Origin of the sequence: Amycolatopsis sp. CA-230715 (assembly GCF_018736145.1) — a bacterium.
Lineage (GTDB): Bacteria > Actinomycetota > Actinomycetes > Mycobacteriales > Pseudonocardiaceae > Amycolatopsis.
In genome coordinates, this window is record NZ_CP059997.1 from 5,361,445 (window position 1) to 5,376,350 (window position 14,906).

The following is a 14,906-nucleotide window of genomic DNA, read 5'->3' on the forward strand; positions in this document are numbered from 1 at the left end:
GTCGATTCCGAGGCGGGGCGATCAGACGTCGAGCGGCCATTCGTGCACGGGGTGCCCGTTCGTGCTCAGGCGAAGGTAGGAACGAAGCATTTCCGACAGCGCGGTCTCGCGATCGAGCCCGCGTTTCTGGGCCCTGTTCACGGTTTCGCGCTGCCACCACGATCCCGTGCGTCTGGTGAGGCACCGTCTTTCGATCACGCCGAGGTACCGCTCGCGCGCAGCGTCGGCGACGCCGGACTGCTGGAGCCCCTCGTGCGCGAGCGGCAGCAGCACGCGCAGCACCAGTTCGTCCGGCGGGATCCAGCCGATGCCGGGCCAGTACAGCTGCGCGTCGAACCCGTTCCGCGCGCCGGCGTAGAGGTTCTCCTCGGCGGCCTGGAACGACATCTGTGTCCACACAGGACGTTCCTGTTCGGCGAGCGCGCGCTGCGCGCCGTAGAAGAACGCGGCGTTCGCGACGATGTCGAGCACGGTCGGCCCGGCGGGGAGCACGCGGTTTTCCACGCGCAGGTGCGGTGTCCCGTCCACGACGTCGTAGACGGGCCGGTTCCACCGCCACACGGTGCCGTTGTGCAGCCGGAGTTCGGTGAGCTTCGGCGCCTGCCCTGATTCGAGCGCTTCGACCGGGTCCTCGGGATCGGTTTCCGGCAGCAGGCCGGGGAAGTAGCGGACGTTTTCCTCGAACAGGTCGAAGATCGAGGTGATCCACCGCTCGCCGAACCACACCCGCGGCCGGACGCCCTGGTTCTTCAGCTCCTCCGGCCTGGTGTCGGTGGCCTGCTGGAACAACGGGATCCTGGTTTCGTGCCAGAGCGCCTTGCCCAGCAGGAACGGCGAGTTCGCGCCGATCGCCACCTGCACACCGGCCAGGCACTGCGCCGCGTTCCAGTAGGCGGCGAACTCCTCCGGCGCGACCTGCAGGTGCAGTTGCACCGACGTGCAGGCCGCCTCGGGCAGGATCGACTCCGAGTAGCTGCGCAGGCGCTCGGGTTTCTGTTCCGGAAGTGCCGCGCCTTCCATCGAAAGCACGGAGTGTTCGCCGCGCGCGGCGAAGATCTGGTCGTTCAGCAGCGCGTACCGAGCGTTGTTGGTCAACCACTTCTCGTCGAAATGGTCGTGCGTGAGCGTCGGCAGGATACCGATCAAGGCCAAAGTGGACGCTGACTTGGTCGCCGCGGTGCTCGCGCTGCCGAGGTAGGCCTCGAGATCATCTTCCAGCTCTCCCACCGATTCTCCGGCCAGCGGGCGCGGCGGGACGTTGAGTTCGATGTTGTGCTGGCCGAGTTCGGTGGTGAAGGAAGGATCGTTCAACGCCTCCAGCACGGCCGTGTTCCGCATCGACGGCCGCATCGACGAGTCGACGAGGTTCAGTTCGACTTCGAGGCCGATGTGCTTGCGGGGAAAGGAAAAGCTGCCGTCCGAGAGCATGCGGGCGAGGGTGTCCAAGCACCGCTGGACCTTGCGGCGGTAACGGCCACGGTCTCGCGGATCGAACGGGTCCGACGACAGGTCTTTACCCATGGCGTGTCCCTGTTTCTTCCTCGGTCAAGGCTCCCCGATCGCCTCGGTGTTCAGCGGTTCAACGTTGCAACGGTCCGGCCGACAACCGTGACACAGCGGCGATGGCGCGGCTAGCGGCCAAACTGGTGCTCTCTGTCACCTCGGGTTAACAGACAGCAAAAAAGGGCCAAGAGCACCAGGGCTCCCACGACGTTCGGACCAGCCACGGCGGCGCGAGCGGGGGTGGGAGACTCTCCGGGTGGCCGAAAAGATCGTTGTCGACGACGAACGGGACCCGAGGCTCGACGATTTCCGGGACCTCTCGGCGGCCGACCGGCGCCCGGATCGCCCCGGTGGCCGTGGTTTCGTGATCGCGGAAGGCACCGTGGTCGTGCGAAGGCTGCTGCGATCCCGCTTTCCGCTGCGCGCTCTACTGGGAGTAGAGCGCCGGATCGCCGATCTGGAGCCGGATCTCACCGGATTCGACGTGCCCGCCTACGTCACGTCGGCGGAGACGATGGCGAACGTCGTCGGCTTCCACCTGAACCGAGGCGTGCTCGCGGTCGCCGATCGCGCGCCGCAGCCGCCGGTGCGGGAGATCGCCCGCGCGGCGAACGTACTCGCCGTGCTCGAAGGCGTCGGTGACCACGAGAACCTCGGCGCGCTGTTCCGCAACGCGGCCGCGCTCGGGATCGGCGGCGTGCTGCTCGGGCCGCGCTGTTCGGATCCGCTGTACCGGCGCAGTGTTCGCGTGTCGATGGGGCACGTGCTGCGAGTGCCCTTCGCCACACTCGACGCGTGGCCGTCGGGATTGGACCTGCTGCGCGAGGAGGGATTCCGGGTCGCCGCGCTCACCCCGCACGAGAGCGCGATGCCGTTGCGCGAACTCGGCGGCGGGCGCGTCGCGCTGCTGTTCGGTTCGGAAGGGCCCGGCCTCACCGAGGACGCACTGGGCGCGGCGGATGATCGGGTGCGCATCCCGATGTCGGGCGGGGTCGACTCGCTGAACGTCGCCACCGCCGCGGCGGTGGCCTTCTACGAACTCGCCGGACGTGGGTAAGTTTGGCCGCGATCGTCGGAACCGAGGAGGGCGCACGGGTGGAGCTGCGGATCCGTGGTGAGCGCGCGGTGTTCGCCGGCGGCGGGGATGACGCGCGGGAGATCGACCCGCACCACCTGGCGCTCGGCCGAGACCTCGCCGACGCGCTGCACGAATGGGCCCGTGTCGCCGCCGCCGTTTCGCGCGATCGCGACGGCGCGCCGTCGCCTGGCGAAGCCGCGGCCGTCGTTTCCCAGCGGGGGCGGCAGCTGGCGAGCAGGGTCGCCGCCGCGATGGGCACCCCCGTCGACTACGTCGACCCGGTCGCGGGCACGACGTCGGTGGTGGCCCCGCCCGAACGCGAGACGAAGGTGTCGTGGCTGCGCAAGGCACTCCCCGAAACCCGGATCGGCGACGAACCCACGCCGTGGGCGACAGGGCTCGTCGTCTCCGGTTTCGTCGCGGTCGTCGTGATCACCGCGATGGTCGCGCTGGCCGGCACCCTTGCCGACGAGACGAGCGGCCTGCTCGCGATCGTCGCCGCACTCGTCGTGTCGGCGGGCCTGGTGCCGTCGCTGTGGCTCGCGCGCCGGATGCCGATCGTCCGTTGGATCGCGTTGGGCGCGGGTGCTGGGATCGCGCTTTCTTGGATCGGGGTTCTGGTGGTCGCCCTCTAACGGCCGTGGTCGAAGATCGCGACTTCGCCGTCGTCGTAGTCCTCCGGCGTGTGCTGGGCGCGGCGCCGGACGGGACGTGGTGCGAGCGCGGGCTGCGGGGGCGGAGGCGGCGCGGCGGGCCGGGCCGATGCCGCGGCAGCCTGGATCGTCGCGGTGATCGCGCGGGACAGCGTAGCCGCGTCGTAGCGCATGGCGTGCTCGGCCAGCCGGACTTCGGCGATCGCGCCGTCGGCCGCGGTGAGCACGGTGACGGCGCCGTCCGGCGAGGTCGCGCTGCCGGAGACCATGGTCGAGAGGCGGCGGGCGTTCTCCTCCTTGCGCGCCCCGATGGTCCGAAGTTGCGCGCGCAGTTCCTCGATCAGTTCCGGATTGCTCTGCGTCATCGTCATTTCCTCATCTCACGCGCTGGAAGACCAGGGTGACGGCCCTCCGGTAGGTCCGTTGCCGCACGAACCGGTACCCGTGCAGGGTGGCGGCCTGTGCGCACAACAGGTTCGACACGTCGTACAGCCGCCGGTCGAGTTCGACGACGGTGTCCCCGCTGAAGTGGCTGATCATCAGCGCCGTGCGGGTCGACCGGGGCAGCAACCGGGTGAGCGACACGGCGCCGACGACGATCGCGGCCACGCCGAAGCCGAGCACGAAGGCGAGCACCTGGTTGCCGGTCGAGAGACCGACCAGCACAGCCCCGCCGAAGCCCAAGCCGATCAGGAGCCCCGCGATGGTGAGCCACATCGGGTGCGTGATCGAGCCGAGCCCGGTGCGGCGTGCCACCGCGAGCGGGTTCGAATCAGTCGCCCCGGCGAGCAGGAGTACCTGATCGGTGTCGTCGCCGAGCTTCGCCGCGATCCGCATCCCGCGCTCGGCGGCGATCTTCGCGACGGTTTCGGAGCGGAGGCGGGCGTCGCGGAGGCTGACCCAGCAGCGTGGTTCCTTCGCCAGCCTCGCGCGAAGCCGGTTCCGGTCCTTCTCACCGGCCCGTTCGGCCGGTTCGAACACGTAGCCGGGCGGATATGTCCATTGTGGATCGTCGGTGTACCGCTGCCGGACGCAGTGGAAGGTCAGGACATCGGGGTGCTCCGGCGGTGCCTCGGCGTAGCCCTCCGCCCAGGCGAGGAGCCTGATAGCGGACGGGTCGAGCCGCCACATCACCGGGGACACGCTCACCACCGGCTGCCCGGCGAACTGCTGCTCGCGCACCTGGCCGAGCGTGGTCGCCAGTACGTCCGCTTCGTCGGGGAAGAACATCCCGTCACCGGATCCGCTGGAACGTGATCGTCGTGCCGAGCATGCCGATGTTGCCTTCCTGCCGGAACCGGTACCCGTAGATCTCACCGGCCTGGCACAGCAGCTTCACGGTGAAACCGAACCAGACCGTCAACACGGTCCTGAACGGCCGCCCGTCGAAATCCCGCAGCAGCAGGCTCGCCCGCTTCGAACGCGGGAGCAGGCGGGGGAAGGTCAAGATCGCCGCGGTGCCAGCAAACGCACAGGGGAACAACACCGCCGCGGCGGGCTGGCGGTCGTGGTAGGCGAGCAGCGCACCGGTCAGGCACACGGCCGCGAAGACGAACGCGCCGATGAAGATCAGCATCCCGGACGAGGGCCGGAGCGAGCCTCGGCGCGGCTGGGCGACCGGATCGGTGATGGTGGTCTTGGCGAGCAACAGGATCTGGTCGGTTTCGTCCCCCAGCTCCCACGCGAGGCGCATCCCGTGCGCCTCGGCCGTGCGCAGCACGGTTTCGCGCGGCAGCTTGATGTCGCGAAGGCTCACCCAGAACCGGTCGCGGTTCTGGATCTTCGCGCGCAGTCGTTTTTCCGCGGCGGGGGTGGCTTCATCCGGCGGGTGGTCGTAGCGGTGGCCGGGCGGATGCGTCCACCGGTTCGGATCCGGGCGGATGCACTGGAAGCTCAGCACGGCGGGGTGCGGCGCCGCGATCTCGGCGTACCCCTCGGCCCAGGCGATCTGCCGGACGGACAACGGATCGAGTTGCCACCGGTCCGGTGCGACGACGACCTGAGGCTTCCCGTCGAACTCTTCGGCACGGAGCCGCCAGCGCAAGGAGTCGCGCTCGCTCTCCTGAATGGACTTCACCGCGGCTCAGCCGATCGTGAGGCTTCGCGCGATGCGCCCTGCCTGGTCGGCGATTTCCGGCCACCCGTCCGCCGTGTCGGCGCTGACGCTTAGCACCGCCAGCGCACGTCCGCTCGGCAGCGGGATCTGGAACTCGGCGCGGCAGGTCGGCCTGACCACCTCGGCCGGTTCTCCGGTGACCTCCGGTGGCAGCCGGAATTCACCGATGACCAGTCCGGCCACCGCGGGGCCGATCGGCAGTCGGATCACCCGGCTGTCGGCACCGGGGTGCCGTTCGCGGAACTCCGCGTGCAGATCGCCAGCCACGACGTCCAGGTTGTTCGCGACCAGCGCCAGATCCGGGCCGTTGAGCGGGACCAGCGCCAAGGCCACGGTGGCCAGCACGGGCTCGGTGCCCGTCGCGAACTTGCCGAACAACACGACGTGCTGCGGTCGCAGCCAGTCGGCGAACACGGCGAGATAGCTCGCCAGCTCCTGTTCGGACTGCCCGCTTTGCTGCGCTGTCAGCGCGCTGACCCGCCGGATTTCGTCGGCATCCGTGTCGATGTCTCCGGTGAGCCGCATCCCGGAGAATCCCGGCGGCAGATCCACGCTCAACCGAGGCGTATCGGTACTGGTCACTGGTCCCACACCTCGTGCTCGTCACGCTCGCGCACGCGTTCCGGCGCGTTGTCCGCGTCTTGTCCTTGGTCGACGGCGTTCCACAGCGCGATGGCCGTGGCCGTGCCGGGCAGCGCGAACCCGGTGGTGGCCGCCGCTGCCTCGATTGCCGCCTGCGTCTCGTTCTGCGGCTTCCAGTAGTTCTCGAAATCACCGATCGGTCCGTCGAACGCTCGACCGATGGAGCGGGCACCCGCATCACCGCCGAGTTGCTCTCCCAGCAAGGCAAAACCGCCGAACTTCACCGCGAGGTCGGCCTCGGGGGGCGCGAGGGCACCGACCGCCGACATGGCCGTCCCCAGCGCGTCGAACACGTACGTCTCCGGTTTCACATCGGCTCCCGCTGCTCCGGCCACGGCGTGCCCGAGCGTCGCGGTGAGTCCGAGTCCGGTGCCGACCGCCCCGAAGACCTCGCCGACGGGAGGTGGGAGGAACCCGCCAATGAACCCGAGTGCGTTGCCGATGTCGCCGAGCACGTCGGAGATCTTCGCGATGACGTTGGCGTGATCGGCGATGAAGTTGCCGATCTGGTCGGCGATGTCGCCGATGCCGTTGGCGAGATCGCCCAGCGCGCCGAGTGCGCCGTCGATCATCTTGCCGAGCAGGCTCGGTTCGTCGGGGGCCAGTTCGCGCGCCTTGTCCAGCATCACCGCGATGCCGTCGGCGACGCGGTCGTGCTGTTCGAGCAGCCGCTTCGCTTCGTCCTGAATGGACACACAGGCGCCCATCGAGGCGGTGAGCTGGTTGTGCGCGTTCGTCAGCAGTTGCTGCGCGGCGTTCAGCGAAGCCTGGTCCGGGAAGGTCTGGTCGGCGAGCCGGAGGTCCGGGTTCTGCTGTGCCTGCCTGGCTTCCTGTGCGGCCTTCTGCGCGCGTACTTCCAACTCGCGAGCTTGGCGCTGCAGCTCGGTGAGGTCGTCGTTCCAGTTCTGGAGCGCCTTCGCGGCCTTGAGCATCGAATCGGCCGCGTCGCCGAGGTACTCGGGGAGCTTGCCCACGCGGCGCGCGAACGCGTCACTCGCCTGGCCCTGCCAGATCTCGCCCTGCTTGTTGACGATGTTCTCGAGCGCTTGTTTCGCGTCGGCCAGGTCGGAGCCGACCTTCTGGTACTTCTCGGTCAGGTCGCCGATCGGGCCGAGCTTGCCCGGCGCGGGGTCGAAGCCGAGCGCGGGAAACCCGGTCTCCAGGGGCATGGTGCTCATCGATCGACGTCCTCGGCCATCTGCTGGAGCTGCTTCTCGGACATACCGCCGGTGATGCCGCCGCCTTCCGGAGTGGCGCCGTCGAGCATGTGCTGAAGCCTGCTTTTCGGCATGCCGCCGGTGTAACCGCCCCCCTCGGGGCCTGGGGGCGAATTCAGCTCGCCCGGGGCGCCGACGATGCCTCCGCCGGTGTCCGCGCCCACGATCTTGCCGCCGTCCGCGCCGCCGATGGACCGGAAGACATCGCTGTACTTCCGCTCCAGCTCTTCGTACTTCGACTTGGCCTTCTTCAGCCGCTCGGTGATGTCCTCCGAGGCCTTACCGAGCTGTTCGATCCCGTAGTCCCACGATTCCTCGAAGTCGGCGCCGGCTTTGGCCAGTGTCGCCGAGCCGAGGTGGCTGACCCCGCTGAACGAGCTGAGTTGCTTGTTCGCGTCGGTCATCCGGTCCGCGGCGGTTTCGAGTTCGCCGATGAGCTTGCCCAGCTCGTCGATCTGGAGCCGGTAACCGTCCATGATCGCCCCCTCTCCCTGAGCGAGCAGCCTAATCGACGGCATTCGCCGTCCGGAGGCCGTTCCGGGCATAATTCGCCCGTGGCGAAGGACACGCTGAATTCGTTGAGGCGGGTGTGCATGGCGCTCCCGGAGGCGACCGAGCGGCTCAGCCACGGCGAGCCCGCGTGGTTCGTGCGCGGCAAGAAGCTGTTCGTGATGTACGCCGACCAGCACCACGACGACCGGCTCGGGTTCTGGTGCCCCGCGCCGCCGGGGGTGCAGGTGGACTTGGTCGCGAACGAGCCGGAGCGCTTCTACCGGCCGCCGTACGTCGGGCACCGCGGCTGGCTCGGGGTACGGCTCGACGTGGATGTCGACTGGGACGAGATCGCGGCGATCGTCCGCGAGGCCTACACGGTCGTCGCGCCGAAAAGCCTGGTGGCGCGGCTCGGGTAGAGGTCAGCCGCGCTGCGAGCGCACGCCGAGGAGCACGTCCTCCCACGAGGGGACGATCGGGTGGTTCTTCTTGCTCTTCGGGCGAGCCGGTTCGGGCTTGGCCTCCGCGGAGTCGGCGGGGGCTTCGGCTGGCTCTTCGGCAGGCACGCGCGGGATTTCCCTGGTGTCGTCGTCCTGCGGGTCCGGGGCTCCGTCCAGCGAGGATTCGAGCGTCGGCTGGTCGTCCTCGGAGACCGCGCGCAGGGTCCGCGGCTGGCGGTGCGCGTTCGGGTTGAGCAGGTCCTCGGCGGGTTCGTCGAGCGCGGTCACCGTGCCGCCGTGCGCGCCGGGCGAGAACGCCCAGTGCGCGGCGTTGTCCGAGCGGCCGGCCTGCCACTGCAGGCCGACGACCCACTTGCCGTCGTCGCCCTTCCACGAGTCCCAGGTGGCCTGGGTGTAGTCCTGGCCGCGGACACCGAAGGCGTAGTGCACGACCTCGCCGAGCGTGCGCACGTCGGGGCCGTCCTCGCGCACCGGGTGCGCATGCTGGGCCAGCTCCGCGGTGCGGGAGCGTTCGAGCAGCACGGGGTAGGCGAACCGCTCCACTCGCTGCTCCGGCACGCCTGCCGAAGTCGCGACCTGCTCGACCGATTCACCGGCCCTGATCCGTGCCTGGATCTCGCGTGGCCGCATCTGGCTCTCCAACTCGATCTCGATCTGCCCGAGCCTGGTGATGTCACCCCTCGCCGCCGCACGAAGTCTCTCATCGGCGGGCAGCAGGAACCGCTCACGGCGCGCCGGGTCTTCGCACACGATGGACTTACCGTCCTCGTGCAGCCCGACCACCCGTAGCGCTCGCATGCCCGCCTCCCGTGAGACTTCACCTTTGTGGGTGTCCACGGTAGAGCGGCGCGTCGCCTTGACGGGTGAGGCGCGCCGATCCAAGGTGGATCCTTTTTCGATCATGAACGACGGGGACGCGCACGCGGATGAGGACGCGCCGTGAGCGGGCCGTCACGAAAAGGGGAACTTTCAGCCGGGCAGCCGCACCGCGACGACCAGTCCGCCCTGCTCGCCCGCCTCGGCGTGCACGGTGCCGCCGTGCGCCTGAACCACCGAGCGCACGATCGAAAGCCCGAGCCCGGCGTTGCGGCTGTCCCCGGTGCGCTCGGTGAGGCGCCGGAACGGTTCGAAGAGCTGCGGAACGGCACCCGGGTCGACCGGAACACCGGTGTTGCGGACGACGAGCGCCGGATCGGATCCGACTTCGACGACCACCGAACCGCCCTCGTGGTTGTAGGTGATCGCGTTGTCGACGAGGTTCGTCAGGAGCCGCTCCAGCAGCACCGGATCACCCGCGACCGTGCGCGGGACCGCGTTGACGCTCACCGTGACGTTCTTTTCGTTGGCGCGCGCCTGCACGGAGCGGGCGACGTGCTCGGCGACCTCGTCGAGCCGGACCGGGGTCCGCGAAGTGAGGCCGCGGTCGCTGCGCGCCAGCACGAGCAGGCCCTCGATCATGCGCTCGCTGCGTTCGTTCGTGTAGAGCAGTTGCTGCCCGAGCTTGCGCACTTCGGGGGTCGCGTCCGGATCGGCGAGCGCCACTTCGATGAGTGTCCGCTGGACGGCCAGTGGCGTGCGCAGTTCGTGGGAAGCGTTGGCGACAAAGCGTTTCTGGCTGTCGAACGAGACGGCGAGCCGGTCGAGCATGCCGTCGAAGGTGTCGGCCAGTTCCTTCAGCTCGTCGGGCGGGCCGTCGAGGTTGATCCGGCGGTCGAGGTTGCGCGCGCCGAGCCTGCGCGCGGTCGAGGTGATCGCGTGGATCGGGTGCAGCGCCCTGCCGGAGACCACCCAGCCGAGCGCCACCGCCAGCGCGGCCGCGATGACCAGCGCGAGCACCGAGGTGAGCACGAGCTGGGACAGCGTGGACGAGCGGTAGTCCGTCAGCGAGCCGCTGACCACCTGGAGGGCTTCGTCCGCCGGGACGGTCCTGGCAGGCGCGATGGGCGTGCCCTCGGTCGGCGCGGCCAGCCTCATCGCTGGGCCCAGTGCCGCCGTCGCGGTGCGCGCGTAGTTGCCGACCTCCGGCAGCGAGCCGCTCACCAGTATGTAGTTGACGATCAGCAGCACGGCGCCGATGAGCAGGAACAACCCGCCGTAGACGAAGGTGAGCCTGCCGCGCAGCGTCAGCTTGAGGTCCTTCATGCGCCGAACCGGTAACCCGCGCCGGGCACGGTCTCGATGAGCCCCGGCTCGCCGAGCTTGCGGCGCAGCGTCATCACCGCGACCCGCACCGCGTTGGTGAACGGATCGGCGTGCTCGTCCCAGGCCTTTTCGAGGAGGTCCTCGGAACTGACCACGGCCCCTTCGGCGCGCATGAGCACTTCCAGCACGGCGAACTCCTTGGGCGACAACTGCAGGAACCGGCCGTCGCGGGCGGCCTGGTGGCGCGGCAGGTCGAGCACGACGCCCGCGCGCTCCAGCACCGGCGGCAGCGCGGGCCGCGCGCGCCTGCCCAGCGCCTGCACGCGCGCGATGAGTTCGGCGAAGGCGAACGGTTTCGTCAGGTAGTCGTCGGCGCCGAGGCCGAGTCCGCCGACCCGGTCGGTCACGTCCGCGGCGGCGGTGAGCATCAGCACGCGGGCCTCGCCGCCGGTGCCGACCACGGCGCGGCACACGTCGTCGCCGTGCACCACGGGCAGGTCGCGGTCGAGCACCACGACGTCGTAGGCGTGCACGCCCACGCGTTCCAACGCCTGTCCGCCGTCATAGCAGACGTCGACAGCCATCGACAGCCGTCGCAGTCCTTCCGCGACGGTGTCCGCCATCAACTGTTCGTCTTCGACCACGAGGACTCGCACTACCTCAGTGTCCGCGATCGGGATAAGCGCGGCATAAGCGAACTCGCTTAACGCGCCGAGACCACCGGATCCGTAGAAATCCCCGGCAAGCGGGCCCGGGTCGTCGGGGGCCGGGCCCGCACACATACGAAACAGGAGGAAGCGATGCGAGTAAGGCTGATGGCAGGGGTGTGGCTCGCGGGCGCGGTGGTGGCGCTGGCTGGCTGTTCGAACGACGACGGCGGCGACAAGGTCGCTTCGGTTTCGTCGCCGCCCGCGGCGGGGCAGGGCGACCAGAACGCGGGTAACCAGGGCGGCACCGACGAGGACAAGCGGCGCGCCTTCGCCAAGTGCATGCGCGAGCACGGCGTCGACATGCCGGATCCGCAGCCGGGCGGTCAGGGTCAGACGTTGAAGATCGAAGCCGGTGACGAGGGGAAGATGAAGGCGGCCGACGACGCGTGCCGAAAACTGCTGCCCAATGGCGGTGAAATGAAGAAACCGGACGCCAAGGAACTCGACGAAATGCGCAAGCAGGCGAAGTGCATGCGTGAGCACGGTGTCGACATGCCGGATCCGGATCCCGAGAAACCCGGCATGCGCGTCGCGGGCAAGGCGGGCGACGATCCGGCGAAGATGGAGGCCGCGGCCAAGGCGTGCGGCATGGGCATGGGTGCGCCCGGCGTCGCGGGGAAGACCGGGAAATGAGCGCACGAACCAACCGGCGGGCCCGCTGGTTCGTCACGGGCGCGGTCGTCGTCGTGGTGCTCGGCACGGTCGCCGCGGTGATCCTGACCCGCCTCGGCGGGGAGGCCGCGGCAGGCGACAAGGCGCCACCGCCGCCGGTCGCCACGGCCACCGTGACGAAGGGGAACCTGTCCGAAGAGGAAACCGCGGACGGTCGTCTCGGGTACGGCGCCGAGCGCGGGGTGTCGGGGCGGAAACAGGGCACCGTAACCGGTTTGCCGGAGGTGGGCGCGGTGCTGGAGCGGGGAAAGTCGGTGTACACAGTGGACGCCAAGCCGGTGCCGCTGTTCTACGGGACGCTGCCGTTCTACCGCGATCTCGCCGAAGGCGCGGAAGACGGGCCGGATGTGAAGGAACTGGAGGAAAACCTCAAAGCGCTCGGGTACGGCGGTTTCGGCAAGCCGGACGCGAAGTTCACCGCCGCGACCGCGGCCGCGCTGAAGAAGTGGCAGAAGAAGAACGGGCTGCCCGAAACCGGCGCGTTCGGCTCCGGTGACGTGATCGTCCAAGCCGGACCGGTACGCGTGTCCAAGGTGGACGCCCAGCCGGGTGGGCCCGCGGGCAGTGAGCTAATGAAGGTCACCGACACCACGCGCGCGGTCACCGTCCAGCTCGACCAGGAAAAGCAGGCGCTGGCGACGAAAGGCGCGAAGGTCGGGCTCGAAGTCAGCGGCGGGGGATCGAGCACCGGCACCATCACGTCGGTCACGTCGGTGCCGGGAGAGGGCGAGGGCACGCCAGGGGAGAAGAAGCCGAAGGTGGAAGTCCAGATCACCGTGGACGACGCGGCGGCCGCCGGGCAGCTCGATTCGGCGTCGGTCAGCGTGCGGTTCACCAAAGGCAAGCGGGACGGGGTGCTCACCGTTCCGGTCGGCGCGCTGCTCGCGCTCGCCGAAGGCGGTTACGCGCTGGAGGTCGACGAAGGCGGCAAGCGTCACCTCGTCCCCGTCCAAACCGGACTGTTCGCCGAAGGCAAGGTGGAGGTCAGCGGCGCGGGGGTGCGCGAGGGCATGACGGTGGTGACCACGTCATGACACCGGTGCTCGAAGTGGTGGAGGCGTCTCGTACCTACGGCGGGAACGTGACCGCGCTCAAGGAAGTCTCGTTGTCCATTGAGGACGGAGAAATGCTGGCGATCGTCGGACCGTCCGGCTCGGGGAAGTCCACTTTGCTCCAATTGATGGGCACTTTGGACCGGCCGGACGCGGGGCAGGTGCTGGTGCGCGGGCACGACGTGGCCGAACTCGGGGACAGGGCGCTGTCCGCCCTGCGGTCGCGGTGGATCGGGTTCGTGTTCCAGCGGTTCTACCTCAGCGACGGGGTCGCCGCTGTCGACAACGTCGCGATGGGCCTGCTCTACGCCGGTGTGTCGCGGCGGAAGCGGCGGAAACGCGCGCTGGAGGCGTTGGACCGCGTCGGGCTCGCGCACCGGGCCTCGCACCTGCCGAACGAATTGTCCGGTGGGGAACGCCAGCGTGTGGCGATCGCGAGGGCGACGGTGAACCGGCCGCCGATCCTGCTCGCCGACGAGCCGACCGGGAACCTCGACACCGTCAACGGGGAATCGGTGCTGGAGCTGCTCGGCGAGCTGAGCGCGGCGGGCACCACGGTCGTGATCATCACGCACGACCACGGTGTTGCGGCGGGGGTGCCGCGACGGGTGGAACTGCTGGACGGCCAGCTCCGGCTCGACACCGGGAACCCGATGGCGGTCGCGACATGAAAACCCTGGAAGCACCTCCTTCACCGGCGCGGCTCGGCGGCGGCGACCTGTTCGCGCTCGGCGCGCACGGCATGCGGACGAGGCCGTTGCGCGCGGTGCTGTCCGCGCTCGGCATCGCGATCGGCGTGGCCGCGATGGTCGCCGTGCTCGCGGTTCCCGCTTCGGGCGCGCAGGCGTTGCACGACCGGCTCGCCGCGATGGGCACGAACCTGCTCGCGGCAGGGCCGGGGCAGACGATGTTCGGCGAGGACGCGACCCTGCCGGACAGCGCGGTGCCGATGGCGAAGCGGATCGCGCCGGTCACCGGGGCCGCCGCGCTCGGGAAGACCGACGCCACGGTGCGGCGCACCGACAAGGTCGCCGCGGCCGAGACGTCCGGGCTCGTGGTGTACGCGGCGAACCCCGACCTGCTCGGTGTGCTGGACGGGAAAGCGCGCGGCGGCACGTTTTTGAACACGGCGAACCAGGCCTTCCCGGTGGCGGTACTGGGTTCGGTCGCCGCGGCCAGGCTCGGGATCGACCACGTCGACCCGGCGCACCCGCGGCAGGTGTGGATCGGCAACCAGTGGTTCACCGTCGGCGGCATCCTCGACCCGATGCCGCTCGCGGAGGAGGTCGAACGCTCGGTGCTCGTCGGCTGGGACGCCGCGAAGCGCTACCTCGGTTTCAACGGGCACCCGACGACGGTGTACGTGCGCGCGCCGGAGTCCCAAGTGGACAGTGTGCGCTCGGTGCTGGCGCAGACGCTGGCCCCGGCGGCGCCGAACGAGGTCGACGTGCGCAAGCCGTCGGAAGCGCTCGAAGCGCAGAAGGCGTCCGGCAGCACCTACGACGCGCTGTTCCTCGGCCTCGGCGCGGTCGCACTGCTCGTCGGCGCGGTCGGGGTGGCGAACACCATGGTGATCTCGGTGCTCGAACGGCGCCAGGAAATCGGCCTGCGCCGCGCGCTCGGTGCCACGAAACGGCAGATCCGGGGCCAGTTCCTGGCCGAATCGGTCCTGCTCTCCGGCCTCGGCGGCGCGTGCGGCGTCCTGATCGGCGTGCTAGGGACCACTGGTTACGCGCTGAGCCAGGGCTGGCCCGCGATCCTGCCACCCTTGGCGCTGATCGGCGGCGTGGTGATCTCGGCTCTGGTGGGCGCTTTGGCCGGTGCCTACCCGGCGATCCGAGCCGCCCGCCTGGCCCCCACCCAAGCGTTGGCCTGACTTCGCGCGCTTCCCGGTGACGCTGGGCCTCGCAGCTCTCTCGCCGTGCGGCTCCTGTCCACTCCCTTTTGCCCCGAAGGCCACCTTCGGGGAACTGGGCGCCGTGAACTCGGCCCTCGCGGCATGCGCGGGAGCGATGCCGAGGCCGCGAGGGGAACTTCCGCGGCGCTGGAGTCCCCCAGGGTGGCCTTCGGGGCATGCAGAGCCGCTAGACGCCCCGAGGGTGGCCTTCGGGGACTCCAACGCCACCAACTCGGCCCTCGCGAGGGATCGACCGCGCCAGCGGTTATCC

At 69.7% G+C, this 14,906-nt stretch carries 17 protein-coding genes; 7 read left to right on the forward strand and 10 right to left on the reverse strand.

The genetic code is table 11. From position 1 onward, the window contains the following. Nucleotides 1–21: 21 nt before the first annotated feature. A complete protein-coding gene (locus HUW46_RS25880) occupies nt 22–1,521 on the reverse strand; it encodes a glutamate-cysteine ligase family protein (protein WP_215541407.1) in 1,500 nt (499 codons plus the stop codon). A gap of 238 nt (nt 1,522–1,759) precedes the next feature. Between HUW46_RS25880 and HUW46_RS25885 the strand changes: the two genes are divergently transcribed. Both HUW46_RS25885 and HUW46_RS25890 read left to right on the forward strand, forming a co-directional pair. After that, the gene (locus tag HUW46_RS25885; RefSeq protein ID WP_215541408.1) at nt 1,760–2,560 is read left to right on the forward strand and encodes a TrmH family RNA methyltransferase; all 801 of its coding nucleotides are present in this window, start codon (nt 1,760–1,762) and stop codon (nt 2,558–2,560) included. 38 nt (nt 2,561–2,598) lie between these two features. Beyond that, on the forward strand, nt 2,599–3,216 hold the full coding sequence (locus HUW46_RS25890) for a DUF2537 domain-containing protein (protein ID WP_215541409.1): 618 nt from the start codon (nt 2,599–2,601) through the stop codon (nt 3,214–3,216). On the opposite strand, the gene HUW46_RS25895 is transcribed toward HUW46_RS25890, so the two are convergent. The 6 genes from HUW46_RS25895 to HUW46_RS25920 are packed head-to-tail and all read right to left on the reverse strand — an operon-like array spanning nt 3,213 to nt 7,685. Continuing rightward, nucleotides 3,213–3,599: a YbaB/EbfC family nucleoid-associated protein gene (locus HUW46_RS25895; RefSeq protein WP_215541410.1), complete on the reverse strand. Its 387-nt coding sequence runs from the start codon at nt 3,597–3,599 to the stop codon at nt 3,213–3,215. The two genes, HUW46_RS25890 and HUW46_RS25895, sit on opposite strands and share 4 nt — an antisense overlap. Nucleotides 3,600–3,609: 10 nt before the next feature. Continuing rightward, complete coding sequence (locus tag HUW46_RS25900; RefSeq protein WP_215541411.1) at nt 3,610–4,464, reverse strand: hypothetical protein; 855 nt, start codon at nt 4,462–4,464, stop codon at nt 3,610–3,612. Between the two features lie 4 nt (nt 4,465–4,468). Further along, entirely contained in the window at nt 4,469–5,311 is an 843-nt protein-coding gene (locus HUW46_RS25905; protein WP_215541412.1) for a hypothetical protein, read from the reverse strand. A 6-nt stretch (nt 5,312–5,317) separates the two neighbouring features. Beyond that, nucleotides 5,318–5,932, reverse strand: coding sequence for a hypothetical protein (locus tag HUW46_RS25910; RefSeq protein ID WP_215541413.1), 615 nt, complete (start codon nt 5,930–5,932; stop codon nt 5,318–5,320). Further along, nucleotides 5,929–7,170, reverse strand: coding sequence for a putative T7SS-secreted protein (locus HUW46_RS25915; RefSeq protein ID WP_254124914.1), 1,242 nt, complete (start codon nt 7,168–7,170; stop codon nt 5,929–5,931). The genes HUW46_RS25910 and HUW46_RS25915 overlap by 4 nt, the downstream gene beginning before the upstream one ends. Then, nucleotides 7,167–7,685: a hypothetical protein gene (locus HUW46_RS25920; protein ID WP_215541414.1), complete on the reverse strand. Its 519-nt coding sequence runs from the start codon at nt 7,683–7,685 to the stop codon at nt 7,167–7,169. The genes HUW46_RS25915 and HUW46_RS25920 overlap by 4 nt, the downstream gene beginning before the upstream one ends. A 78-nt stretch (nt 7,686–7,763) precedes the next feature. On the opposite strand from HUW46_RS25920, the gene HUW46_RS25925 reads away from it, so the two are divergent. After that, complete coding sequence (locus HUW46_RS25925) at nt 7,764–8,120, forward strand: MmcQ/YjbR family DNA-binding protein (RefSeq protein ID WP_254124916.1); 357 nt, start codon at nt 7,764–7,766, stop codon at nt 8,118–8,120. Nucleotides 8,121–8,123: 3 nt separating this feature from the next. On the opposite strand, the gene sepH is transcribed toward HUW46_RS25925, so the two are convergent. The 3 genes from sepH to HUW46_RS25940 all read right to left on the reverse strand — a co-directional run bounded on the left by sepH (nt 8,124) and on the right by HUW46_RS25940 (nt 10,960). Continuing rightward, nucleotides 8,124–8,960 carry a septation protein SepH gene (sepH, locus tag HUW46_RS25930; RefSeq protein WP_215541415.1) on the reverse strand — a complete coding sequence of 279 codons (837 nt, stop codon included), beginning with the start codon at nt 8,958–8,960 and terminating at the stop codon, nt 8,124–8,126. Between the two features lie 171 nt (nt 8,961–9,131). Next, nucleotides 9,132–10,304, reverse strand: a complete 1,173-nt coding sequence (locus tag HUW46_RS25935) for a sensor histidine kinase (RefSeq protein ID WP_215541416.1) — start codon at nt 10,302–10,304, stop codon at nt 9,132–9,134. Further along, nucleotides 10,301–10,960 carry a response regulator transcription factor gene (locus tag HUW46_RS25940; RefSeq protein ID WP_215541417.1) on the reverse strand — a complete coding sequence of 220 codons (660 nt, stop codon included), beginning with the start codon at nt 10,958–10,960 and terminating at the stop codon, nt 10,301–10,303. The genes HUW46_RS25935 and HUW46_RS25940 overlap by 4 nt, the downstream gene beginning before the upstream one ends. 144 nt (nt 10,961–11,104) lie before the next feature. Between HUW46_RS25940 and HUW46_RS25945 the strand changes: the two genes are divergently transcribed. The 4 genes from HUW46_RS25945 to HUW46_RS25960 are packed head-to-tail and all read left to right on the forward strand — an operon-like array spanning nt 11,105 to nt 14,614. After that, entirely contained in the window at nt 11,105–11,647 is a 543-nt protein-coding gene (locus HUW46_RS25945; protein WP_215541418.1) for a hypothetical protein, read from the forward strand. Continuing rightward, entirely contained in the window at nt 11,644–12,720 is a 1,077-nt protein-coding gene (locus HUW46_RS25950; RefSeq protein ID WP_215541419.1) for a peptidoglycan-binding protein, read from the forward strand. The genes HUW46_RS25945 and HUW46_RS25950 overlap by 4 nt, the downstream gene beginning before the upstream one ends. Then, entirely contained in the window at nt 12,717–13,409 is a 693-nt protein-coding gene (locus tag HUW46_RS25955; RefSeq protein ID WP_215541420.1) for an ABC transporter ATP-binding protein, read from the forward strand. The genes HUW46_RS25950 and HUW46_RS25955 overlap by 4 nt, the downstream gene beginning before the upstream one ends. After that, nucleotides 13,406–14,614: an ABC transporter permease gene (locus tag HUW46_RS25960; RefSeq protein WP_215541421.1), complete on the forward strand. Its 1,209-nt coding sequence runs from the start codon at nt 13,406–13,408 to the stop codon at nt 14,612–14,614. The genes HUW46_RS25955 and HUW46_RS25960 overlap by 4 nt, the downstream gene beginning before the upstream one ends. The last annotated feature ends 292 nt before the right edge of the window (nt 14,615–14,906 follow it).